The organism is Tardiphaga sp. GW822-FHT04G09 (genome assembly GCF_058800725.1).
This window is the reverse complement of record NZ_JBXAMO010000008.1, coordinates 208,565-231,579: the sequence shown is the minus strand read 5'-3', so window position 1 is coordinate 231,579 and position 23,015 is coordinate 208,565. Positions and strand designations below refer to the sequence as shown.

The 23,015-nt window shown below is 63.1% G+C and carries 20 protein-coding genes and 1 tRNA gene; 8 read left to right on the top strand and 13 right to left on the bottom strand.

Annotated features, from left to right (window positions below; genetic code table 11):
• The first annotated feature begins 33 nt into the window (after window positions 1-33).
• The 3 genes from addB (at window position 34) to trxA (ending at window position 7,138) form a co-directional block, all read left to right on the top strand.
• Window positions 34-3,219: a double-strand break repair protein AddB gene (addB, locus tag AC1RLZ_RS16785; RefSeq protein ID WP_493189510.1), complete on the top strand. Its 3,186-nt coding sequence runs from the start codon at window positions 34-36 to the stop codon at window positions 3,217-3,219.
• Window positions 3,216-6,719 (top strand): double-strand break repair helicase AddA, encoded by a 3,504-nt coding sequence (gene addA, locus AC1RLZ_RS16780; RefSeq protein ID WP_493189509.1) that lies wholly within the window; start codon window positions 3,216-3,218, stop codon window positions 6,717-6,719. The genes addB and addA overlap by 4 nt, the downstream gene beginning before the upstream one ends.
• 98 nt (window positions 6,720-6,817) lie before the next feature.
• Window positions 6,818-7,138, top strand: a complete 321-nt coding sequence (gene trxA / locus AC1RLZ_RS16775; protein ID WP_068734104.1) for a thioredoxin — start codon at window positions 6,818-6,820, stop codon at window positions 7,136-7,138.
• 145 nt (window positions 7,139-7,283) lie between these two features.
• On the opposite strand, the gene AC1RLZ_RS16770 is transcribed toward trxA, so the two are convergent.
• The 12 genes from AC1RLZ_RS16770 to aroA all read right to left on the bottom strand — a co-directional run bounded on the left by AC1RLZ_RS16770 (window position 7,284) and on the right by aroA (window position 19,406).
• Window positions 7,284-8,024, bottom strand: coding sequence for a metallophosphoesterase family protein (locus AC1RLZ_RS16770; RefSeq protein WP_493189508.1), 741 nt, complete (start codon window positions 8,022-8,024; stop codon window positions 7,284-7,286).
• Between the two features lie 57 nt (window positions 8,025-8,081).
• The gene (locus tag AC1RLZ_RS16765) at window positions 8,082-9,314 is read right to left on the bottom strand and encodes a bifunctional folylpolyglutamate synthase/dihydrofolate synthase (protein WP_493189533.1); all 1,233 of its coding nucleotides are present in this window, start codon (window positions 9,312-9,314) and stop codon (window positions 8,082-8,084) included.
• Between the two features lie 95 nt (window positions 9,315-9,409).
• On the bottom strand, window positions 9,410-10,339 hold the full coding sequence (gene accD, locus AC1RLZ_RS16760; protein WP_371423516.1) for an acetyl-CoA carboxylase, carboxyltransferase subunit beta: 930 nt from the start codon (window positions 10,337-10,339) through the stop codon (window positions 9,410-9,412).
• Window positions 10,340-10,444: 105 nt separating this feature from the next.
• Window positions 10,445-11,281, bottom strand: a complete 837-nt coding sequence (gene trpA, locus AC1RLZ_RS16755) for a tryptophan synthase subunit alpha (protein ID WP_493189507.1) — start codon at window positions 11,279-11,281, stop codon at window positions 10,445-10,447.
• Entirely contained in the window at window positions 11,278-12,495 is a 1,218-nt protein-coding gene (gene trpB, locus AC1RLZ_RS16750) for a tryptophan synthase subunit beta (RefSeq protein WP_371423514.1), read from the bottom strand. The genes trpA and trpB overlap by 4 nt, the downstream gene beginning before the upstream one ends.
• Window positions 12,495-13,151, bottom strand: a complete 657-nt coding sequence (locus AC1RLZ_RS16745; RefSeq protein ID WP_493189506.1) for a phosphoribosylanthranilate isomerase — start codon at window positions 13,149-13,151, stop codon at window positions 12,495-12,497. The genes trpB and AC1RLZ_RS16745 overlap by 1 nt, the downstream gene beginning before the upstream one ends.
• 57 nt (window positions 13,152-13,208) lie before the next feature.
• On the bottom strand, window positions 13,209-13,598 hold the full coding sequence (locus tag AC1RLZ_RS16740) for a LapA family protein (RefSeq protein WP_493189505.1): 390 nt from the start codon (window positions 13,596-13,598) through the stop codon (window positions 13,209-13,211).
• 87 nt (window positions 13,599-13,685) lie between these two features.
• Window positions 13,686-13,997, bottom strand: a complete 312-nt coding sequence (locus AC1RLZ_RS16735) for an integration host factor subunit beta (RefSeq protein ID WP_116659536.1) — start codon at window positions 13,995-13,997, stop codon at window positions 13,686-13,688.
• A 161-nt stretch (window positions 13,998-14,158) separates the two neighbouring features.
• A complete protein-coding gene (sppA, locus tag AC1RLZ_RS16730) occupies window positions 14,159-15,139 on the bottom strand; it encodes a signal peptide peptidase SppA (protein WP_493189504.1) in 981 nt (326 codons plus the stop codon).
• A 202-nt stretch (window positions 15,140-15,341) separates the two neighbouring features.
• The gene (gene rpsA / locus AC1RLZ_RS16725; protein WP_068730324.1) at window positions 15,342-17,045 is read right to left on the bottom strand and encodes a 30S ribosomal protein S1; all 1,704 of its coding nucleotides are present in this window, start codon (window positions 17,043-17,045) and stop codon (window positions 15,342-15,344) included.
• A 261-nt stretch (window positions 17,046-17,306) separates the two neighbouring features.
• On the bottom strand, window positions 17,307-17,945 hold the full coding sequence (gene cmk / locus AC1RLZ_RS16720; RefSeq protein ID WP_371423509.1) for a (d)CMP kinase: 639 nt from the start codon (window positions 17,943-17,945) through the stop codon (window positions 17,307-17,309).
• A gap of 111 nt (window positions 17,946-18,056) precedes the next feature.
• Complete coding sequence (aroA, locus tag AC1RLZ_RS16715; protein ID WP_493189503.1) at window positions 18,057-19,406, bottom strand: 3-phosphoshikimate 1-carboxyvinyltransferase; 1,350 nt, start codon at window positions 19,404-19,406, stop codon at window positions 18,057-18,059.
• Window positions 19,407-19,554: 148 nt separating this feature from the next.
• On the opposite strand from aroA, the gene AC1RLZ_RS16710 reads away from it, so the two are divergent.
• The 3 genes from AC1RLZ_RS16710 to AC1RLZ_RS16700 all read left to right on the top strand — a co-directional run bounded on the left by AC1RLZ_RS16710 (window position 19,555) and on the right by AC1RLZ_RS16700 (window position 20,502).
• Window positions 19,555-19,968, top strand: a complete 414-nt coding sequence (locus AC1RLZ_RS16710; RefSeq protein ID WP_149529528.1) for a TIGR02300 family protein — start codon at window positions 19,555-19,557, stop codon at window positions 19,966-19,968.
• Window positions 19,969-20,045: 77 nt separating this feature from the next.
• A tRNA-Ala gene (locus tag AC1RLZ_RS16705) sits at window positions 20,046-20,121 on the top strand.
• Between the two features lie 141 nt (window positions 20,122-20,262).
• Entirely contained in the window at window positions 20,263-20,502 is a 240-nt protein-coding gene (locus AC1RLZ_RS16700) for a GIY-YIG nuclease family protein (protein WP_493189502.1), read from the top strand.
• A 23-nt stretch (window positions 20,503-20,525) separates the two neighbouring features.
• Here AC1RLZ_RS16700 and AC1RLZ_RS16695 read toward each other — a convergent pair whose 3' ends face one another.
• Window positions 20,526-20,984, bottom strand: coding sequence for a MarR family winged helix-turn-helix transcriptional regulator (locus AC1RLZ_RS16695; RefSeq protein WP_493189501.1), 459 nt, complete (start codon window positions 20,982-20,984; stop codon window positions 20,526-20,528).
• Window positions 20,985-21,144: 160 nt separating this feature from the next.
• Between AC1RLZ_RS16695 and AC1RLZ_RS16690 the strand changes: the two genes are divergently transcribed.
• Together AC1RLZ_RS16690 and AC1RLZ_RS16685 are read left to right on the top strand one after the other, a co-directional pair.
• Window positions 21,145-21,570 (top strand): organic hydroperoxide resistance protein, encoded by a 426-nt coding sequence (locus AC1RLZ_RS16690; protein WP_184512582.1) that lies wholly within the window; start codon window positions 21,145-21,147, stop codon window positions 21,568-21,570.
• A 223-nt stretch (window positions 21,571-21,793) separates the two neighbouring features.
• Complete coding sequence (locus tag AC1RLZ_RS16685; protein ID WP_493189500.1) at window positions 21,794-23,002, top strand: CaiB/BaiF CoA transferase family protein; 1,209 nt, start codon at window positions 21,794-21,796, stop codon at window positions 23,000-23,002.
• The last annotated feature ends 13 nt before the right edge of the window (window positions 23,003-23,015 follow it).

Here is a 23,015-nt window from a genome sequence, read left to right as displayed (position 1 = left end):
CATGATGCACCCTGATCACGAATCAGGGTGTTCATGCGCGTCTTCAACATTCCATCCTCGGCGCCGTTTCTGCGCACGCTGATCACCGCGCTCGTCGACGGTGATCTCGTCGAGGGATTCTCCGCGCGCAACGCGCCGGAGACGCTGGCAACCGTCACCCTGTATCTGCCGACGCGCCGCGCTGGACGCATGGCGCAGGAAATCTTCCTCGACGTGCTCGGCACCGACGCCGTGCTGCTGCCGCGTATCGTGCCGCTCGGCGATGTCGACGAGGAGGAGCTGGCCTTTGCGCAGGCGGCATCGCCCGAGGCGCTTGAAAGGCTGGATGCGCCCGCTGCACTCGATGGATTGCAGCGCCGCCTGCTGCTCGCGCAACTGATTGCCGCATGGGCCAGGCAGCTTGCGCCCGGCGACCCCACGCAGACGCCGCTGGTGGTCGGTGGACCGGCCTCGACGCTCGCCCTTGCCGACGATCTCGCGCGGCTGATGGACGACATGGCGACGCGTAAGGTCGACTGGAGCGCGCTGGACGGGCTGGTGCCCGATGCGCTCGATCAATACTGGCAACTCACGCTGCAGTTTCTGAGCATCGCCAGGAATGTCTGGCCGGATATTCTTGCCGCCCATCATGCGATCGAGCCCGCTGTGCGCCGCGATCTGCTGATCGATGCCGAGGCGGCACGCCTGAAGGTTCACAAAGGCGGCCCGATCATCGCGGCAGGCTCGACCGGCTCGATGCCGACGACGGCGAAGTTTCTGCGCGAAGTCGCGCAACTGCCTGATGGCGCCGTCGTTCTGCCGGGGCTCGATACCGACCTCGACGACATCGCATGGAATCTCATCGGCGGCACCAGGGATGCATTGGGCCGCACCGAATCCTCCGCGTCGAACCATCCGCAATTCGCGCTCCATGCGCTACTGGAGCGGTTTGGCATCACGCGCCGTGACGTGATGACGCTCGGCACGCCATCCCCACAGGGCCGCGAATTGCTGACGTCGGAAGCCATGCGGCCGTCCAATGCCACGGCGCAGTGGCATACGCGACTGGCGCAGCCTGCCGTCGAGCAGAAGATCGCTGCCGGGATGCAAAATCTCTCCGTGATCGCCGCCGCAAATCCGGAAATGGAAGCGCTGGCCATCGCGATTGCGATGCGCGAGGCTCATGAGCTGAAGAAGTCCGCAGCCCTCGTGACTCCCGACCGCGCGCTGGCGCGCCGGGTGATGGCCGCGCTCGGGCGCTGGAATCTGCTGTTCGACGATTCCGGCGGCGATGCGCTGACGGAGACGTCGGCCGGTATCTTCGCGCGCCTCATCGCCGAGGCCGCAGCAGAACAGCTCGAGCCGGCGACATTGCTGGCCCTACTGAAACATCCGCTGTTTCGTCTGGATGCTGCACCGAACTCCTGGAAAGACGCGATCGAGACGCTCGAACTTGCGCTGCTGCGCGGCACGCGGCCGACGCCCGGCACCGCCGGGCTGGCGCAGGACTTCATGCGATTCCGCGACGAGCTCGGCAAGCTCCGACGCCGCGAGGCATCCATGCTACATGGCGCGGAGCCGCGCGCGAAACTGAACGACGACCAACTCGACCGCGCGGAGGAATTGATCGCCGGATTGCGGGCGGCGCTGGCGCCGCTGGAAGGCATCCATCCCGTCAGGCCGATCGATTTCGCCGAAGTCGCCTTGCGGCACCGCGAGGCGATCAAGCTTTTGTCGCGTGATGACAAAGGCAATGATGTCGCGCTTGTCGGACGCGAGGGCACGCCGCTCACCAAGGCGTTCGACGATCTGCTCGTGAAGGAGCCGGCCGAAGACGGTGGCGAGGATCGCCTGCGTCCAAGCGGCTTGATGATGCAGCTGCGCGATTACCCCGATGTGTTCCAGACCGCTTTTGCGGATCGCATCGTACGCCGGCCGGAAGTCGCCAATGCGACACTGCGCATCTATGGTCAGCTCGAAGCGCGATTGACGCAATCCGACCGCGTGATTCTCGGCGGCCTTGTCGAAGGTATCTGGCCGCCATCGCCGCGCATCGACCCCTGGCTCAGCCGTCCGATGCGCCATCAACTCGGCCTCGACCTTCCGGAGCGTCGCATCGGGTTGACCGCGCATGACTTCGTGCAATTGCTCGGCAGCGACGAGGTCATTCTCAGCCACGCGGCAAAAGTCGGCGGTGCGCCGGCTGTCGCGTCGCGCTTCCTGCATCGGCTCGAAGCCGTCACCGGTAAAGCGCGCTGGAACGCAGCAGTTGCTGCGGGCGAGAATTATGTTCGTTACGCCGAAGAACTCGACCGACCGGACAAAGTCACGCCGATCACGCAACCGGAGCCCCGGCCGCCGCGCGCCGCGCGGCCGCTCAGACTGTCGGTCACCGCCATTGAGGACTGGCTGCGCGATCCCTACACGATCTATGCCAAATATATTCTGGGTCTGGCACCGCTCGATCCCGTTGACATGCCGCTGTCGGCTGCCGACCGGGGATCGGCGATCCATGCCGCGCTCGGCGACTTCACCATCGCATACAGCAAGGCGCTGCCTGACGATCCCGCCCGTGAGCTGCGCCGGATTGGCGATCAGCATTTTGCCCCCCTGATGGCGCGGCCCGAGGCGCGGGCATTATGGTGGCCGCGCTTCCTGCGCATCGCATCGTGGTTTGCCGCCTGGGAGATCGACCGCCGCATCAATGTCGCCAGCATCGATGCGGAAGTGCGCGGCGAGATCAAGATCCCGCTCGATCACGGCCGCATCTTTCATCTGTCGGCGCGCGCCGACCGCATCGAACATCGCAGCGACCGCACTTTCGCACTGCTCGACTACAAGACCGGCCAGCCGCCGACCGGCAAACAGGTCCGCATGGGCCTGTCGCCGCAACTCACGCTGGAAGCCGCGATCCTGCGCGAGGGCGGCTTCGCCGGGATCGCTGCAGGATCGTCCGTCAGCGAGCTGGTCTATGTCCGGCTCAGCGGCAACAATCCGCCCGGCGAAGAGCGGTCGCTCGAACTGAAGATCGAGCGCAAGGACGAGGCGCAATTGCCGGACGATGCTGCCATCGAAGCGCGTGCCAAGCTGGAGGCGCTGATCCGCACATTCGAGGACGAGGCCACCGCCTATACGTCGCTGAGCCTGTCCATGTGGTCGAATCGCTATGGCAGCTATGACGATCTGGCGCGGATCAAGGAGTGGTCTGCCAATGGTGGCTCTGGGGGAGCCGAGTCATGAGTGGCCCGCGCAACATCCCGCCCGCGGCGAGTGCCAGGCAGCAGCTTGCGTCGGATCCCGCATCCTCGGTGTTCGTCTCCGCGAATGCCGGCTCCGGCAAGACCTATGTGCTGGTCAATCGCGTAATCCGGCTGCTGCTGGATGGCGTGCCGCCCGAGAAGATCCTCTGCGTCACCTTCACCAAGGCAGCCGCGGCCAACATGGCCGAACGCGTGTTCACGCGGCTCGGCCACTGGGTCACGCTCGATGATGCCGCGCTCGACGCGGAAATCAAAAATGCCGGCGTTCCCGCGTCGAACAGCAGACTGCGCTCGCGAGCCCGCGAGTTGTTTGCCAGCGCCTTGGAAACACCAGGCGGGTTGAAGGTGCAGACCATCCACGCCCTGTGCACGCGGCTGCTGCAGCAGTTTCCGTTCGAGGCCAATGTGCCGGCGCGGTTCAGCGTGCTCGATGATCGCGACCAGAACGAGATGATGGAGCGCGCCAGCCTGCAGGTGCTGCTGCATGCAGCCGCCGCGCCCGGCAGCGCCGAAGGCCGCGCGCTGACGACGGCCATGACGTCCGCTGCCGATGTCACCTTCCGCGACGTGGTGCGCGAGGCGAGCCTCTCCCGCGATCAATTCCTGGCCTGGATCGCACGTGCCGGCTCGACCGACGCCGCGATGGCGCAGCTCTCGGCGACATTGGGCGTGGCGCCCGAAGACAGCCGTGAGAATGTCGAGCTCGAAATCATCGACGGGCCCCATCTGCCGCGCGAGCGCTGGATACCCGCCGCCGAGATCTTCGAAACCGGCAGCAAGACCGACAACGATCAGGCGACACGACTGCGCGAGGCATTGTCGCTGTCGGGCACCGAACAGGTCGAGAAATATCTCGAACTGTTCCTGACCAAGGATCAGTCGCTGCGAAAGTCGCTGGCCACCAAGAAGATCGCCGACAACCGTCCGGACCTCTTGGCAGCCCTGCAGCGCGAGGGCGACCGCGTGATCCCGCTGCTGGAGCGACGCCGCGCCGTCGCCATGCGCGAACGCACCCAGTCGCTGCTGGTGATCGCCAGCCAGGTGGCGGAAAATTATCGCCGCGAAAAGAACGAACGCGGGTTGCTGGACTATGACGACCTGATCGCGCGCACGCTGGAGATGCTCGACCGGGTGTCGTCGAGCTGGGTGCATTTCAAACTCGATCGCGGCGTCGACCACGTGTTGATCGACGAGGCGCAGGATACGAGCCCGCGGCAATGGGACATCATCACCCACCTGATCTCGGAATTCACCTCCGGCGAAGGCGCGCGCGACAGCCTCAAGCGCACGATCTTCGCGGTTGGCGACGAGAAGCAATCGATCTTCTCGTTCCAGGGCGCAGCACCCCGCGAATTCGACCTACGGCGCAAGGCACTGCAGAGCAGGTTCAAGGACGCCGGGATGAAATTCGATCCCATTGCGTTCAGCCATTCCTTCCGGTCGGGCTCGGCCATTCTGCGATCGGTCGATCACGTGTTTCGCGACGAAGCGATCTTCCGCAGCATCCATGCAGTGGAGAACGGCTATCCGATTCATGAAACGCTGGACGATGCCGGACCCAGCCTGATCGATCTGTGGGAGCTGGAACAGCCTGACGACCGGCCCAGCATCGAAGGCTGGCAAGCGCCGTTCGACAAGCGCTCCGAGACAAGCCCCGAAGTGAAGCTCGCGCGCCGTGTGCAGACCGAGATCAAGGACCTGATCGCGGCGAAGACGGAGACCGGCCCCATCGGCAAGCGCCGCGCGCTGCGCTATGGCGACATGCTGGTGCTGGTGCGTCGCCGAGGCAAGGCCTTTGACGCCATCATCCAGGCGCTGAAACATGCGGGCATTCCGGTCGCCGGCGCTGACCGTCTGAAGCTCACCGAACATATCGCCATCATCGACCTGATGAACCTGGCCGATGCGCTGCTGCTGCCGCAGGACGATCTGGCATTGGCGACCGTGTTGAAGAGCCCGCTATTCGGCCTCGACGACGACGATCTGTTCAAGCTGGCCTATGAGCGCACGGGATCGTTGCGCGACGCGCTCGGTGAAAAGGCGGCGAACGATGCCAAACTCGGCAACGCTCTGAAACGGCTCATCACCTGCGAGAAGCGCTGTGCGAGCGAGACGCCTTTCGCGTTCTACGCCTGGCTGCTCGGCGGCGACCATGGCCGCGCGCGCATCCTGCGTCGGCTCGGCCATGAAGCCAATGATGCGCTCGACGAGTTTCTCGAACTTGCATTGGGCTATGAGCGCAAGGCACCGGCCTCGCTGCAGGGCTTCGTCGCGTGGCTGCGCGCCGCCGACACCGAGGTGAAGCGCGACATGGAAATCACGCGCGATGAAGTCCGCGTGATGACCGTGCACGGCGCCAAGGGTCTGGAAGCGCCGGTGGTGTTCCTGGTCGATACCACATCGTCGCCCGCGGATTCACAGCGGCTCAACCTGATCCATTTGCCGCAGGGTAATGCCGCGCCGAACGCACCGGGCGTCGTGGTCTGGGCCGGCAAGAAAGCGGACGATCCGCCGGCTGTGGCGGCGGCGCGCGCCGACATGATCCGCGATACCGAAGACGAGTATCGCCGGCTGCTTTACGTGGCGATGACGCGCGCAGCCGACCGCCTGATCGTCGGCGGCTGCATGCCCGGCAATCGCAACGAGGTGCGGCCGCTGTCCTGGTACGATCTGATCCAGAAGGGCCTCGAGAACTCGGGCCTTCACATGCAACAGGTCCCGCCGCCGGACGGCGTGGTGAAACGCTATACGCGGGTGGAAGACATCGTACCCGCGCCGGGCACTGCAACCCCTGCCGCTGCGGCTGCGCCAATCGTGCTGCCGGCGTGGCTAAGCGACAAGGTCGGCGACCAGCCGCGCCGCGAAAGCCTGCTCCGCCCATCGGACGCCGAAGACGATGACGACGGGCGCGGCCAGCGCACGGGGGAATCCGAGCGGCTGCGCCAACTGGCCCTGCAACGCGGCAATCTCGTGCATCGGCTGCTGCAATCGCTGCCCGATATCGCCGCGGAGAAACGCCGCGAGACCGGGCTGAGCTTCCTTGCCCGTAACGCCCAAGAAAGGGACGGCTGGACCGACCTTGACCGGGTGGCGCTGGCCACGCAGGTGCTGGCGCTGATCGGCGATCCGCGCCTCGCCGAGCTGTTTGCGCCGGGCAGTCGCGCCGAAGTGGCCGTGGCCGGCCGGTTGACGCGAAAGGACGGCTCGCCGGTTCTGGTGTCGGGCCAGATCGACCGGCTGGTCCTGACCAAGAGCGAGATCCGGATCGTCGATTACAAGACCAATCATAATCCGCCGCGAAAGCTGATCGAGGCACCCAAGGCTTACGTCCGGCAGTTGGCGCTGTATCGCGGCGTGCTCGCCAGGTTATACCCGGACCGGCCGATCCGCGCCGCCCTGCTCTGGACGGAAACGCTTGAAATGATGGAGATTTCCGGTGCTGCGCTGGACGCGGAGCTGGCCGCCATCATCTCACTGTGACCAACCTTGACCCGGCAAGGGGGCGTTCATAGGTTGGATGCATCATTCCGGCGCGCGAATCTTCCGCGCCTTTCATTGAACAGGACGAGGATACGACCATGGCCGTTGGCAAGGTGACAGACGCCGATTTCGAAGCGGAAGTGCTCAAGGCGACCGGCCCGGTCGTGATCGATTTCTGGGCCGAATGGTGCGGTCCGTGCCGCATGATCGCGCCAGCGCTCGACGAAATCTCCGCTGCCATGGGCGAAAAGGTCACCATCCTGAAGCTCAATGTCGACGAGAACCCGAAGACCGCCTCCAAGTATGGCGTGATGTCGATCCCGACGCTGATGATCTTCAAGGGCGGCGAAATGGCCTCCCGGCAGGTCGGCGCCGCGCCGAAGGCGAAGCTGCAGCAGTGGATCAGCGCTGCGGTCTGATCGCGCGCTTTATTCGAGAATTTGACGGCCGGTGGTTTTCACCGGCCGTTTTTGTTTTGTGTACCTGACCTCGCCCCGCTTCGTCCGCGCCACCCTCTCCCCGCAAGCGGGGCGAGGGAAGCGACGCCGACCGTTTTTCCTTACATCAGCGAATCCATCCCGTCGCCAGTGCGCTCGCCCATTCGGGTCGCTGGTTCTCCAACGCCAACTCCGCCATCGCCTGATGATCGTAAGGCACCTGACGGAACGTCACGTGCCATCGCTTGCCCACCTTTTCGATGATTGCGTAGCAGGCGTCCGGCGTGCCGACTTCGAGCATGTGCGGATAGGGCACGACATCGCGATAACCGGGGCCGCCGACGCTGCCGGGATTGACGATCATGCGGCCGTCGCGAAGCCTGACGGAGCGTGCAATGTGGGTGTGGGCGCAGAGGATAAGCGATTGGGTAATACCTTTCGCCTTCTCCTCGATGGCTTCGATCGCGGCCAAATGCACGATGCCCTCGGGCGTTACGGACTCCATCCAGTAGGTGTTGTCGTCATCGGGCGTGGCGTGAACGAGATAGACCTCGTCGCGATAGATCGTGCTGAAGGGCAACGCACGCAGCCATTCCATCTGCGCCGGCTCGAGCTGGCTATGCGCCAGGCGGTCGGACGGATACATGTCTTCAAGTTTGTAATCGGTGACGTAGCGATCGTGATTGCCACGCACGCAGACGGCATTCATGCCCATCATGATCTCGACGGTGCGGCGGGCATCCAGCGGGCCTGAGACCATGTCGCCGAGATTGACGATATCGGAAATGCCCTGCGCGCGGATGTCAGCGACAACAGCTTCAAGGGCGAAATGGTTGCCGTGAACATCGGCAATGGCAGCGAAGCGCATCGAATCTCCCCGAAACAATCAACGATCAATCAGAGATCGCTTAGCGTGATGCAGATTCTATGCAGGTAGCGTGCCGTTCTCGGCCAACACATGGCCGGCGAGATAGAGCGAGCCCGCAATCAGGATCCGCGGCGGCACTTCATAGGCCAGCTTGGTGAGAGATTGCAGCGCATCAGCGACGCTCGGCGCGGTCTCGACGCGCATACCCAGGCTCCGCGCGGCATCGGCCAGTGTTTCGGGCGCCATGGCGCCGTCGCGGCCGGGGATTTTCACCGCAATGATATGCCGGGTCTGGCCGGCAAAATTCGCCAGAAAGCCGGTGGCATCCTTGTTGGCCATCATGCCGGCGATCACTACCAGCGGTCGCGGCACGCGCTCTTCGAGATCGCCGAGCGCGGCTGCGATGACGCGACCGCCATCCGCATTGTGGCCGCCATCGAGCCAGACTTCGGATTCGGCAGGCGCAGCAGCGACGAGCCTGCCCGATGTCAGTCGCTGCATCCGCGCTGGCCATTCGGCGCGCGCCACACCCGTCTCGTAGGCCGCGGGATCGATCTTGAAGATGTCCAGCGCACGCAATGTCGCAATTGCCAAACCGGCATTGCCGAACTGATGGCGCCCGAACAGCCGTGGCGCGGCGATATCCATCAGCCCGCGATCGTCCTGATACACCAGACGCCCGCGCTCGATATTGACGTGCCATTCCTGCCCGGCGCTCACAAGCGGCGCATGCATCCTGCGCGCCTGCTGTTCGATCACCTCGGTCACTTCAGGCGCCTGCTCGGCGGTGATCACCGGCACGCGGCGCTTGATGATGCCGGCTTTCTCACCGGCAATCTTCGCGAGCGTATCGCCGAGAAAATCCGTGTGATCGATGGCAATCGGCGTCAATACACAGGCGGCTGGTGTTTCGATGACATTGGTCGCATCGAGCCGGCCGCCGAGGCCGACTTCGAGCAGCACGACATCGGCGGGATGTTTCGCGAACAGATCGAACGCCACGGCGGTCTCGGCCTCGAACAGCGTAATCGGTGCGCCGGCATTGACCGTTTCGACATGGGCGAAAGCCGCTTGCAATTCATCGTCGCTCACCAGCGTGCCGGCGAGGCGGATACTCTCATTCATGCGAACGAGATGCGGCGAGGTGTAGACGTGAACTTTGAGACCGGCGGCTTCGCAGATCGCGCGCAGATAGGCGATGGTTGAGCCCTTGCCATTGGTGCCGGCGACATGGATGACCGGGGGCAGCTTGCACTCGGGATTGCCGAGCTGCGCCATCAGCCGCTGCATGCGGTCCAGCGACAGATCGATGGCGGTCGGATGCAGCGTCGACAGCCGCGCCAGAATCCCGCCGAGGTCCGGCGACGATGGCGGCGCGGAGTTGCTCACGCGTGCGCGGCCGGCACCGCGTCAGGAGCCACGACGATCTCGGCCGGAATGCTCTCCGCGCGCGGCGGACTGGCAATGGCCGGGGACTTCGTCAGCAGGCGGCACAGGCGCGCCAGCGTCGGCTTCAGATCGTGGCGATGCACGACCATGTCGATCATGCCGTGGTCGCGCAGATATTCGGCGCGCTGGAAACCTTCCGGCAGTTTCTCGCGGATGGTCTGCTCGATCACGCGGGCACCGGCAAAGCCGATCAGCGCGCCGGGCTCGGCGATCTGCACATCGCCCAGCATCGCGTAAGATGCAGTGACACCGCCTGTGGTCGGGTTGGTGAGCACGACGATGTAGGGCAGCTTGGCTTCGCGCAGCATCTGCACGCCGACGGTGGTGCGGGGCAGCTGCATGAGCGAGAGGATGCCTTCCTGCATGCGCGCACCGCCGGAGGCCGCGAACACGATGAAGGGCGACTTCTTCTCGACCGCGAGCTCAAATCCGCGCACCAGCGCCTCACCGGCGGCCATGCCGAGCGAACCACCCATGAAATCGAAATCCTGCACGGCGACGACGACGCCGGTGCCCTCCATCTTGCCGTAACCGACCTTGACCGAGTCGTTCATGCTGGTCTTGGTGCGCGCATCCTTGATGCGATCGACATATTTGCGCTCGTCGCGAAACTTCAGCGGATCGGCAATCACTTCGGGCAGCGCGACGTCGTACCAGGTCTCGTTGTCGAAGATCGACTTCATGCGGGCGGTGGCGCCCATGCGCATGTGATAGTTCGAGCCGGGAATGACGAACTGGTTGCTCTCGACGTCCTTGTAGAACACGAGCTGTCCTGTATCCGGGCACTTGATCCACAGATTCTCGGGCGTCTCACGACGCAGGATGTTGCGGATTTTCGGCCGGACGACGTTGGTGAGCCAGTTCATGTGTGTCTCCGCGTCGCTGAGATGATGCGTCGCTCTGATATCTATATGGCGGCCGGCACAGAGCCCGGCAACCATCGTTCCCGGTCTATGTCGGCCAATTGTGGCTTATTCCGCAGCCTGTTTGGCCCCATGAACGCCCTGGGCAAGGGCTGCGGCCAGACCGGCGACAGCGCTGACGGTCCTGGGCGTTGCCTTGCCCTCGGCATCCAGCGACGCCTTCAGAGCATCGACCAGCGCCGTGCCGACCACGGCGCCATTGGCATGCCTTGCGATGTCATGCGCCGCTTCCGGCGTCCGGATGCCGAATCCGACACAGACCGGCAATTTGGTGTGACGCTTGATGCGTTCCACAGCGGCGCTCACGGCGGAGGTGTCCGCGCTGGCCGAGCCGGTGATGCCCGTGATCGAGACGTAATAGACGAAGCCCGACGTGTTTGCGAGCACAGCCGGGAGGCGTTTGTCGTCGGTGGTCGGAGTCGCGAGACGAATGAAATTGAGGCCGGCCTTCATGGCGGGCAGGCAGAGTTCGGCGTCTTCTTCCGGCGGCAGGTCGACGATGATCAGGCCATCGACGCCGGCGGATTTCGCATCAGGCAGGAATTTATCGACGCCGTAGATATAGATCGGATTGTAGTAGCCCATCAGCACGATGGGCGTCTTGTCGTCAGTGACGCGGAAGTCGCGCACGAGCTGTAGTGTCTTGCGCAGCGTCATGCCAGCCTGCAGCGCGCGCAGACCCGCAGCCTGGATCGACGGGCCGTCAGCCATCGGATCGGTGAAGGGCATACCGATCTCGATGATGTCGGCACCGGCCTTCGGCAGCGCCTTGACGATTTCCAGCGCGGTGGCGGGATCGGGATCGCCGGCCATCACGAAGGTGACGAATGCCGCACGGCCTTCGGCTTTCAGTTCGGCGAAACGGGTATCGATGCGGGTGGTCACGATTGCCTGCCCTTCAGGATATCGCCGACCTGCGGGACGTCCTTGTCGCCGCGGCCGGAGAGGTTGACGACCATCAGGTGATCCTTCGGCAGCGTTGGCGCGAGTTCGCTCACCTTGGCGAGGGCATGGGCCGGCTCCAGCGCCGGAATGATGCCTTCGAGTTTCGACAGCAGCTGGAATGCGGCGAGCGCTTCCTCATCCGTCGCCGACAGATACTTCACGCGGCCGATCGTATGCAGCCACGAATGCTCGGGGCCGATGCCGGGATAATCGAGGCCGGCGGAGATCGAATGGCCTTCCTGGATCTGGCCGTCTTCATCCATCAGGAGATAGGTGCGGTTGCCGTGCAGCACGCCGGGACGGCCACCGGCGATCGACGCCGCATGCAAATTGGTGAGGCCGTGACCCGCCGCTTCGACGCCGTAGATATCGACCGAGGGATCGTCGAGAAACGGATGGAAGAGCCCCATCGCGTTGGAGCCGCCGCCGATGCAGGCGATCAACGAATCCGGCAGGCGGCCTTCGAGCTCCTGCATCTGCACACGCGTTTCCTCCCCGATGATCGACTGGAAGTCGCGTACCATCATCGGATAGGGGTGCGGGCCGGCAACGGTGCCGATGCAATAGAACGTGTCGTGCACATTGGTGACCCAGTCGCGCAGCGCCTCGTTCATCGCATCCTTGAGCGTGCGCGCACCAACCTGCACCGGCACCACCTTGGCACCGAGCATTTCCATGCGGATCACATTGGGCTGCTGACGCGCAACGTCCACCGCGCCCATATAGACGATACATTCGAGGCCAAAGCGTGCACAGAGCGTCGCCGTCGCCACGCCATGCTGGCCGGCGCCGGTCTCGGCGATGATCCGCTTCTTGCCCATACGGCGCGCGACCATGATCTGGCCGAGCACATTGTTCACCTTGTGCGAGCCGGTGTGATTCAGCTCCTCACGCTTCAAATAGATTTTTGCGCCGCCGAGATGTTCGGTCAGGCGCTCCGCAAAATAGAGCGGCGACGGGCGGCCGACATAGGCCTTGAGATAACCGTCCATCTCCTTGCGGAAGGCGGGATCGGCCTTGGCCTCCTCATAGGCCTTCTGCAGATTGAGGATCAGCGGCATCAGCGTCTCGGCGACGAAGCGGCCGCCGAAGATGCCGAAGTGACCGGTGTCGTCGGGACCGGACCGATAGGAATTGGGAATGGCTTGAGTCATCAGGTCGTCAACTCTTCCGTTGCGCGCGCGGCGCGGATGAAAGCGCGGATCATGTCGGGATCCTTGATACCCGGCGCGCTTTCCACGCCGGACGAAATATCGACACCGCCGGCCCGCGTGATACGCAGGGCTTCGGCGACGTTGGCGGCATTGAGACCGCCCGACACCATGAAGGGCAGCTTCAGATCGAGGCCTTCGAGCAGATGCCAGTCGAAGACCGCGCCGAGGCCACCCGGACGCGTTGCATCCTTTGGCGGTTTGGCATCGAACAGAATGCGATCGCAGACCGCAGCATAGCCGGGCAATGCAACGAGATCGGCCCTGGTCTCGACGGCGAGCGCCTTCATGACCGGAAGGCCGAACTTCTGTTTGATATCACGCACCCGCGCCACGCTTTCCTTGCCGTGGAGCTGCAGGATATCGGGCTTCAATGCGTCGATGCTGTTTTCCAGATCCGCATCGTCGGCATCCACCGACAGCGCGACCTTTACAGCGCGGCCCTTCGCCTGGTTCCCGAGAGCCCGCGCAACGTCGAGCGTGACGTGGCGCGGCGACGGCGGAAAGAACACGAAGCCGACCATATCCGCACCGCCGGCCAGAGCCGCGTCGAGCGTCTCCGGAGTGGACAGGCCGCAGATTTTAACGATCAGAGACATGCTTCAAATGGCCGCTGGCAATACCGGGAATGGCAGGAAAAGCCTATGCGCGGGGTTCTACAACGTCGCGCCGGACTTGTCTCGCTCACCAGCCATATAAGGGGAACCCGGGGCCGGGAGCCGCTGCGTACCGTTCCGCGAGGCGGTCGCAGCATGAGCGCGTAGATCAGCCAGTTCTGCACGAGCCCGCCGCACATCGGCCTCGTGCTGACGCGCTGCACGGCGCCAGCGGCCCTGCCTGAACCAGGTAGCCATTCCCCCCGCGATGACGCCCAGGATGGCCGACAGGATGATCACGACGAACAGCGGCATCGTGGCACCGACCGCGGGATAGCTGCTGTTGAACGGATCGAAGGAGACGGTGACCAGATGACGGTTGGCAACGGCGAACACGATGAAGATGATCGCGAGGGGGATAATCACCAGGGCTGAGAAGAATTTGCGCATCAACGTCTCTCGCGAAGGCGATGCGGGTGCGCATTCCGCTAATGGGCTCAGGCTTGTCAGCCCGAATGCGCGCTACCTCGAGGTTCTCTATGGCGCTGCGCTTGCTTCCGGCGCCGCATTGTCGCGATTCAGGCGCTCGCGCATTTCCTTGCCAGTCTTGAAGAACGGAACGCTCTTCTGGTCCACTGGAACATGCTCGCCGGTACGCGGATTGCGGCCTGCGCGGGCGGGGCGATGCTTCACCGAGAATGCACCGAAGCCGCGAAGTTCGACACGATCACCGCGTGCCAGCGCAGCCACGATCTCATCGAGAATCGCATTCACGATGTTCTCAACATCCCGCTGGTAGAGGTGCGGGTTATGCTCAGCGATGCGTTGAACGAGTTCGGATTTGATCATCGAGACGTTGGACTCTGAACGGGAGGATGCATTTCCGTGAAAATGCCTTGAACTGTCAAGACGCTAAATGAAATCGGGCACCTTCGAAAATGCGTGACAAATGCCCGAAACCGTTGTTGCAGCCCTCTTTGCAGTGCGGGAGGGATCGTATGAGCGGTCCCCTAGTTGGTGGTGGCCGGCTGCCAGAGCGCCAGCATGCCGCCGAGGCCAAAACCGTCCATAGCCTGCGTGAGGCCGGCCTGCTCGACCTGGCGCGCGATCGCATTGAGACCCACTGCATTGAGTGTGATCGTCGCGGCAGCGCGCAGGAAGGTCAGATCGCCGAACTTGGGCGTCAGCTTGAAGTCGCGGACCGGCAGGTCGCTCTTGATCTTTTTCTCGGATACCAGCCACGCCACGGCGGCTTTCTCATCGCCGAGCTGGTCGATCAGCTTGAGGTCCACGGCCTGGCGCCCCGTGAAAACACGGCCATCGGCGACTTTCTGTAGTTGCGCCTCATCCATGGCGCGGCGGCTCTGCACGAGCCCGCGGAACCAGGCGTAGGAGTCCTTCACCAGCGATTCGAGTGCCGCCCGCGCTTCCGGGCTGGTCGGCTCGAAGCCGTTGGGCGCCGCCTTCAGCGGCGAGGATTTGACCTGCTCGACCTCGACGCCGACGGTCTTCATCAAACCCGTGAAATTGGGAAACTGGAACAGCACGCCGATGGAACCAACCAGCGAGCTCTGCTGTGCGACAATATGGTCGGATGCTAGCGCCGCGATGTAGCCGCCGGATGCGGCCAGGCCCTCGACGACGACCACCATGGGCTTCTTGGCCTTCACGCGCATCAGCGCGTCATAGAGCTGCTCGGAGCCCGCTGTGGTGCCCCCCGGCGAGTTGATATGAACCACCACCGCGGCGGCCGATGACTTCTCCAGCCGTTCCAGCGCCTCGACGCGATCATTGTTGCTCTGGATCAGGCCCTCGATCTTGATGCGCGCGATCGCACCTGACGACGACAGCGCCTCGGACCCCGACCGCGTCACAGCGACCCCGACGACGACCACCGCTGCGACCGCTACCAGCACGGCGGCCACACGCCAGAAAGTCAGCTTGCGGCGCATCCTGCGGCGATCGACGATCACATCGGAATCAAGCGACATCGGAAATCTCCTGGAAGCCCTCGGCGAGAGCTGCGTCTGGCGGAAGCTGCATCTGTCGTCCGGGCAGCGTTTACTTGAGGTATCTCAAATACATCAATTGCGAGGCAATATGAAGAAAACATGGTCGAAACAGCAAAAAGGGCCCCGGTGAAACCGGGGCCCCAATTGGTAGCAGCAAGTGAGTCGAAACTTACTTGCGCGCTTACTTGTCGGTGCTCTGCTTGAGCGCCTTGCCAAGAATGTCGCCGAGGGTCGCGCCCGAATCCGACGATCCGTACTGCGCGATGGCTTCCTTCTCTTCTGCCACTTCGAGAGCCTTGATCGACACCTGGACCTTGCGGGCCTTCTTGTCGAACTGGATCACGCGGGCATCGACCTTTTCGCCAACGGCGAAACGCTCAGCGCGCTGATCCGAACGCTCACGCGCCAGTTCCGAACGCTTGATGAAGGTCGTGAAGTCGGTGCCGGCGATCTGAACGTCGATGCCGGATTCCTTCACTTCGATCACTTCGCAAGTCACGACAGCGCCCTTCTTGACGTCGCCCGGCTCTGCGAAGGGGTCGCCTTCGAGCTGCTTGACGCCGAGCGAGATGCGCTCCTTCTCGACATCCACATCGAGGACGATGGCCTTGACCATGTCGCCCTTCTTGAAGTTGTCGATGACCTGTTCGCCCGGCTGCTTCCAGTCGAGGTCGGAGAGATGGACCATGCCGTCCACGTCGCCTTCGAGACCCAGGAACAGACCAAACTCGGTCTTGTTCTTGACTTCGCCTTCGACGGTCGAACCGACCGGGAACTTCTCGACGAACACTTCCCACGGATTGCGCATGGTCTGCTTGAGACCGAGCGAAATGCGGCGCTTGACGCTGTCAACTTCGAGAACCTGCACTTCGACTTCCTGCGAGGTCGAAACGATCTTGCCGGGGTGCATGTTCTTCTTGGTCCACGACATTTCCGACACGTGGATCAGGCCTTCGATGCCCGGCTCCAGTTCGACGAATGCGCCGTAGTCGGTGATGTTGGTGACGCGACCCGAGAAGCGTGCGTTCAGCGGGTACTTCGCCTCGATGCCCTGCCACGGATCGTCGAGCAGCTGCTTCATGCCGAGCGAGATACGGTGGGTCTCGTGGTTGATCTTGATGATCTTGACCTTGACGGTCTGACCGATGGTGAGCACTTCGGTCGGATGGTTGACGCGGCGCCACGCGATATCGGTGACGTGCAGCAGGCCGTCGATACCGCCGAGATCCACGAACGCACCGTAGTCGGTGATGTTCTTGACGACGCCGTCGATGACCTGACCCTCTTCGAGGTTCTGGACCAGTTCCTGACGCTGTTCAGCGCGGGTCTCTTCGAGAACCGTACGACGCGACACGACGATATTGCCGCGGCGGCGATCCATCTTGAGGATCTGGAACGGCTGCGAGTTGTTCATCAGCGGAGCGACGTCGCGGATCGGACGAATGTCCACCTGCGAACGCGGCAGGAAGGCCACTGCGCCGTCGAGATCGACGGTGAAGCCACCCTTGACCTGGTTGAAGATGACGCCGTGAACCTTCTCGTTGTTATTGAAGGCCTTCTCGAGCTTGCCCCAGCTCTCTTCCCGGCGGGCCTTGTCGCGCGACAGAACGGCTTCGCCCAGTGCGTTTTCGATCCGGTCGAGGAACACTTCGACTTCGTCGCCGACCTTGAGTTCGCTGTCACGGCCGGGACCGGCGAATTCGCGCAGTGCCACACGGCCTTCAGTCTTCAGGCCGACGTCGATGACGGCCATGTCCTTTTCAATCGCAACCACGATGCCCTTGATGACAGAGCTTTCCTGAAGGTTGCCGCCCGCGAAGGACTCGTCGAGCATTGCCGCGAAATCATCGCGGGAAGGATTATACGAAGAAGCAGTCGAAGCCATTTGTTCTCCAGATGCGGGTATCGCCGGCCGTTCGGGTTAAGGGGCGTCTCAAATGTGAAGTGTCAGGGGTCCGCAACCTCTAACGACCGCCTTGCAGGAGGATGCAAGAACGGGCCGGCAGCATGCCTTCACGATCGAAACGTGGGTAGTACTTGATGGCGTCCGGAGCCTGAAGCGCGTATCGCAGCTCGAGATCGGGAGCGGGCTTTCCTCCAATGACGGCAACGTTTTTGTCTGAGGCCTTTCGGAAAGAAAGAAAAATCAGACCCGTTGCCGGCCCGCTCGAACGGCCTCGACAATGTCGATGGCGGCCCGGACGCCGCCTTCTATATCCAAATTGGAGTTATCCAGCAAGTATGCATCCGCGGCCGGCTTCAGAGGCGCAATTGGGCGGTTCTGGTCGCGTTCGTCACGCCTGATGATATCTGCCAGCACGGCGGCCTCATCGGCTACCTCGCCCCGTCCAAGAGCCTCCAGGGTGCGCCGGCGGGCGCGGACCCTGGCATCCGCCACGACGAAGATCTTCACGTCCGCATGGGGGCAAATCACGGTTCCAATGTCGCGGCCGTCGAGCACCGCTCCCGGCGGATCCTCGGCAAAACGCCGCTGGAAATTCAAAAGGACCTCCCGCACCCGGGGGATGGCCGAGACTACAGAGGCCGCGTCGCCGACTTCCTGGGTCTTCAGCGCCGGATTGCCGAATTTCTCGGGATCGAGCTCACTGGCGACAGCCACGGCCTGCGCCTCATCGGTCAGGTCCGCGCCGAGATCGAGCATCGCCTTGGCGACCGCGCGATAGATCACGCCGGTATCGAGGTGCCGGTAGCCGTAATGGTGCGCAAGCCGTTTGCCCAGCGTGCCTTTTCCGGATGCGGCGGGACCGTCGATAGCAATGATCATGCGTTGCGCGTGCTCGTCTTGAAGCGATGAATGGCAATGGATCGGGAGCCGGGCTCGCGCGACCTGCGCGGGCTTAGCACCCGTCGCCGGAAATATCCACGCCAGCCCGCCTCAGGAAAAATCAGCGCCCAGGCGCCGCATCATCGGGATGAAATCAGGGAAGCTGGTGGCGATGAATGTCGTATCGTCGATGGTCACCGGCTTGTCGGAAGCGAGGCCCATGGCCAGTGCCGACATGGCGATGCGGTGATCCATATGGGTGGCGACAAGACCACCGCCGGCAACACGGCCATTGCCGTGCACGATGAGATCGTCGCCAACGATCTCGACATTGACGCCATTGACCCGCAGCATGGCTGCCGTGGCTTCCAGACGATCGGATTCCTTGACGCGCAACTCCTGCAGCCCGCGCATGGTGGTCGTGCCTTCGGCAAATGCCGCTGCGACTGCAAGCACCAGATATTCGTCGATCATCGATGGCGCGCGCTCCGGCGGCACTTCGACGCCCGTGAGCTTCGAGGCGGTGATGCGGAATTGCGCCATCGGCTCACCGGCATCGCCGCGGATGTCGCTTTCCTCGATCGACGCGCCCATCTCGCGCAGTGTCGTGAACAGCCCGGTGCGCAGCGGATTGGTCATCACATCGGTGAGCACGACCTCTGAGCCCGGCACGATCAATGCCGCGACCATCGGGAATGCTGCGGAGGACGGATCTGCCGGCACCACGACATCGGCGCCCTTCAGTTCGGGCTGGCCTGTCAGCGTGATCTTGCGGCCGTGTGCGCCTTCCTTCTCGGAGACGATCTCGGCGCCGAAATGCTTGAGCATCAGCTCGGTGTGGTCCCGGCTGGCCTCGGTCTCGATCACCGTGGTGGTGCCAGGGGCCGACAGGCCGGCCAGCAGCACGGCTGACTTGATCTGGGCGGAGGCCACCGGGGTGCGATAGACGATCGGCAGCGGATCACGCGCGCCTTTGAGCGTCAGCGGCAGACGTCCGCCCTCCTGGCTGGCGGTCACCCTGGCGCCCATCAATTCCAGGGGATCGACAATCCGGCGCATCGGCCGGCTGCGCAGCGACGCATCGCCGTCGAATGTCACCTCGATCGGACAGCCCGCGACGGCGCCCATGACCAGCCGGCACCCGGTACCCGAATTGCCGAAATCCAGCGGCGCCTTCGGTGCGGCGAAGCCGGCAACACCGACGCCATTGACCTTCCACGCGAAATCGCCTGTTCGTTCGACGCTGGCGCCCAGCGCCTGCATCGATTTGGCGGTATTCAGGACGTCCTCGCCCTCCAGCAGTCCCGTAATCCGGGTCTCGCCGACCGCCAGAGCGCCCAGAATAAGGGCCCGGTGCGAGATCGACTTGTCGCCGGGAACGCGGGCAGAGCCGCGCAAAGCACCGGATTTACGCGCCGTCAGCGGTGTCGGGCGGGCGGCAGCTGTGTCTGATTGGGTCAAGATTGTGTTCCTTCGCGCAGGCGCGCTCGTAGCATAAGAGCCACGCTGCGTCACGCCGCGGTCATTCTCACGCAAACCGCTATTGACAGGGGCGCGTCAACTAGCCAAGTGAAGCACCGTTTTTCTAAAAATCCCCAGGACCCTTCACGTGGCCAAATCCGATCTCGGAACCAAACGCATTTGCCCCACGACGGGCAAGAAGTTCTACGACCTCAACAAGAGCCCGGTGATTTCGCCGTATACGGGTGAGGTTGTGCCGATTGCGCCGATCGCACCGCCGCGGACCCGCGCGGACGCCGCCGCACGCGCAGCGGCAGCATCTGCCGCCGCAGAAGCTCCGGAAGCCGCCGAGAACGAAGAATTGGTCTCGCTGGAGGAAGCCGACGCCGAGGAAAACACCGGCAAGAAGGCTGCCGTGCTGGAATCCGAGGACGATATCGAAGTCGACGACACCATCGATGACGATGAAGACGACGATTCGACCTTCATTGCCGACGAGGAAGAAGGCGATGAAGACGTCACCGACATCATCGGCGACGTTTCGGGCGACGAAGAAAGTTAAATTGTAAGACTTGAGATCACTGCTGATATGTGATCTTGGTTTGCCGCGCGACGCTCCACCCAGTGCGTCGCAGGTTCGGGGCCATAGCTCAGCTGGGAGAGCGCTTGCATGGCATGCAAGAGGTCGGCGGTTCGATCCCGCCTGGCTCCACCACGCTCCGCCAAGAGGCTACGCGTGGCGCAGCCGCGCTTAGCCTCTTGGCGGAGCGTGGTGTCCGGCGAAGCCCGCTAGGGCGAAGACGGACTGAAGTTCCCACTTTACTGCTTGATGACTTCCCAATCGGGCCCAGCCACGATGTGGCACGTCTACATCATCCGCAGCATCAACTTCCCGCATCAGGAATATACCGGCGCGACAGCCGATCTGAAGCGGCGACTCACCGAACACAACGCGGGCAAATCCACACACACCGCAAAGTACGCGCCTTGGGAATTGGTCTGGTACTACGCTTTCCCGGACAAACAACGCGCTCTCGCCTTCGAGAAATATCTGAAATCCCACTCCGGCCGAGCGTTCGCGAAAAAACGGCTCTGATGACCAGCCGCAGCGCAACCCCCTTACTCCCCCAGCGCCGCATTCAGCCTGTCGCGCAGCGCCACGAGTTCATTCTTCATCGCGGCCATCTCGCCTACGGTACAGGCTGACGCCGCAAGGATTCCCTGCGGCACGGCCTTGGCCTTTTCGCGCAATGCCTGCCCCTGTGCCGTCAATGCGATCAACATCTGCCGCTCATCCTCCGCGCTGCGGGTCCGCTTGATCAGGCCAGCGGCCTCCAACCGCTTCAGCAGCGGCGTCAGCGTGCCGGAATCGAGAAACAGCCGTTCCCCGATATCCTTCACCGGAACATTGTCATGCTCCCACAGCACCAGCATCGCCAGATATTGCGGATAGGTCAGCTTCAATCGGTCCAGCAACGGTTTGTAGACGCGATTGAACGCATGGCCGGTCGAATAGACGGCAAAGCAGAGCTGATTATCGAGCTGCAGCAGCGGAACAGGTGCGAGTTTCTTGGCCATGATTATCTCCAAAGTCTATTTGGCCACAGGTAACGCCAGACCCCAACCCCTTCACGATCAGTTGAGCGCAATTCGATTGCGTCACGCGTTTTATATATTGCACACAATCTAATTGTGCGCAATTATAATCGGGCAAGACACAACAACAAGGAGACACACCATGTCTGTGAATGTGCTTTACAAGACCAGCGCCAAAGCAACCGGCGGCCGCGATGGCCACGCCGCAACCCTGGATGGCGCGCTTGACGTCAAACTCACCACGCCGAAGGAACTTGGCGGCGCAGGCGGCGCCGGCAACAACCCCGAGCAGCTGTTCGCGGCCGGCTATGCTGCCTGTTTCATCGGCGCGATGAAGTTCGTAGGCTCGCAGGGCGGCCCCAAGGTACCCGCCGACGTGTCGGTCACCTCCACCGTGGGCATCGGCCCGCGTTCAGCCGGTGGTTTCGGCCTCGATGTCGAACTGGCGGTCTCGCTCCCGGGCTTGCCGCGCGCTGAAGCTGAAGCGCTGGTCGAGAAGGCGCATCAGGTCTGCCCGTATTCCAACGCCACACGCGGCAATATCGACGTCCGCACCGTGATCGTCTGAGTTACGGCGACGCAAACGATTTAACTTTCGATACGAACGGGCTCGGCCGATGGCCGAGCCCGTTCGCGTTCGTCTGGCGGTTGCGCCATACCCCCGCTCTGGCCATAGCCGCTGCCCGGACAAGGCCATTGCTGACCAGCCGGAAGCCCGCTAGCTCTGACAGCCTTCGACATGCTCTCTGGCATAAAAATATTCCAACGACACTTGAGAGAAGGCTGATTGAATGAGCTTGCCCATAGCTCCCGGCGCGATTGCCGGCCTGCGCGTGATCGATCTGTCGCGTGTGCTTGGTGGTCCCTATTGCACACAGATCTTGGGTGACCACGGCGCCGACATCGTCAAGGTCGAGCCGCCCGCCGGCGACGAGACCCGCGACTGGGGCCCCCCGTTCCATGACGAGGATGCGGCCTATTTCGTCGGCGCCAATCGCAACAAGCGCTCCATCGGTCTCGACCTCGCTTCCGAGGGCGGCCGCGCCGTGCTGATGCGGATGCTCGAAGATGCCGATGTGATGATCGAGAACTTCAAGCCGGGCACACTCGACAAATGGGGCATCGGCAATGATTTCCTGCGCGAAAAATTCCCGCAGCTGATCCATTGCCGCATCTCCGGCTTCGGCGCCGACGGTCCGCATGGCGGCCATCCCGGCTATGACGCCATCATCCAGTCGATGGTCGGCCTGATGGCCTCGACCGGCTCGCAGGAAAGCGGCCCGACCCGCATCGGCGTCGCGCTCGTCGACATGGCGACCGGCCTCTATGCCTGCGTCGGCATCCTGATGGCGCTGCAGGAGCGTGCAAAGTCTGGTCTCGGACAGTTCGTGGAAGCGACTTTGTATGAGACCGGTCTCGCGATCATGCATCCGCACACATCGAACTACTTCTACAATGGCGGCAAGCCGCCTGCTCTGACCGGCAACGAGCATCCGAATCTGGTGCCCTATGCCGTGTTCAAGGCGCGCGATGGCAACATCTTCATGGGTGTCGGCAATGACGGCACGTTCCGGAAGCTGTGCCGCGAACTCGGCAAACCGGAGCTCGGCACAGACGTGCGCTTCGCACGCAACCGCGACCGTGTGCAGAATCGCGACGCGCTGCGTGCCGAGCTGGAAGCGATCCTGAAAGATCACGACAGCGCACCTTTGTGCGAACGCCTGCTCGGCGCCGGCCTCCCGGCCGGTCCCGTGCAGTCGATCGACAAGGCGCTGGCCAATGCGCACACGAAGCATCGCGGCGATATCATCGAGAAGGACTGGTACAAGGGCGTCGCCTCCCCGGTCCGCTTCGACCGCACCAAGGCCAGCCTGCGCCGCGTCCCGCCGAAGTTCAACGAACACGCCAACGAGATCCTCGGCGAGTTCGGCTACTCCGCGGACGAGATCAAGGATCTCGTCGCCAAGGGAACCGTAAGCGGCTCCGAACGCAAACGATAAGAACGACACGGGG

Bases quoted from the DNA above. Each gene is read 5' to 3' on its own strand.
- addB (WP_493189510.1), top strand. From the start codon at position 34: ATGCGCGTCTTCAACATTCCATCCTCGGCGCCGTTTCTGCGCACGCTG.
- addA (WP_493189509.1), top strand. From the start codon at position 3,216: ATGAGTGGCCCGCGCAACATCCCGCCCGCGGCGAGTGCCAGGCAGCAG.
- trxA (WP_068734104.1), top strand. From the start codon at position 6,818: ATGGCCGTTGGCAAGGTGACAGACGCCGATTTCGAAGCGGAAGTGCTC.
- AC1RLZ_RS16770 (WP_493189508.1), bottom strand. From the start codon at position 8,024: ATGCGCTTCGCTGCCATTGCCGATGTTCACGGCAACCATTTCGCCCTT.
- AC1RLZ_RS16765 (WP_493189533.1), bottom strand. From the start codon at position 9,314: ATGCAGCGGCTGATGGCGCAGCTCGGCAATCCCGAGTGCAAGCTGCCC.
- accD (WP_371423516.1), bottom strand. From the start codon at position 10,339: ATGAACTGGCTCACCAACGTCGTCCGGCCGAAAATCCGCAACATCCTG.
- trpB (WP_371423514.1), bottom strand. From the start codon at position 12,495: ATGACTCAAGCCATTCCCAATTCCTATCGGTCCGGTCCCGACGACACC.
- AC1RLZ_RS16745 (WP_493189506.1), bottom strand. From the start codon at position 13,151: ATGTCTCTGATCGTTAAAATCTGCGGCCTGTCCACTCCGGAGACGCTC.
- AC1RLZ_RS16740 (WP_493189505.1), bottom strand. From the start codon at position 13,598: ATGCGCAAATTCTTCTCAGCCCTGGTGATTATCCCCCTCGCGATCATC.
- AC1RLZ_RS16735 (WP_116659536.1), bottom strand. From the start codon at position 13,997: ATGATCAAATCCGAACTCGTTCAACGCATCGCTGAGCATAACCCGCAC.
- sppA (WP_493189504.1), bottom strand. From the start codon at position 15,139: ATGTCGCTTGATTCCGATGTGATCGTCGATCGCCGCAGGATGCGCCGC.
- rpsA (WP_068730324.1), bottom strand. From the start codon at position 17,045: ATGGCTTCGACTGCTTCTTCGTATAATCCTTCCCGCGATGATTTCGCG.
- cmk (WP_371423509.1), bottom strand. From the start codon at position 17,945: ATGATCATTGCTATCGACGGTCCCGCCGCATCCGGAAAAGGCACGCTG.
- AC1RLZ_RS16700 (WP_493189502.1), top strand. From the start codon at position 20,263: ATGTGGCACGTCTACATCATCCGCAGCATCAACTTCCCGCATCAGGAA.
- AC1RLZ_RS16695 (WP_493189501.1), bottom strand. From the start codon at position 20,984: ATGGCCAAGAAACTCGCACCTGTTCCGCTGCTGCAGCTCGATAATCAG.
- AC1RLZ_RS16690 (WP_184512582.1), top strand. From the start codon at position 21,145: ATGTCTGTGAATGTGCTTTACAAGACCAGCGCCAAAGCAACCGGCGGC.
- AC1RLZ_RS16685 (WP_493189500.1), top strand. From the start codon at position 21,794: ATGAGCTTGCCCATAGCTCCCGGCGCGATTGCCGGCCTGCGCGTGATC.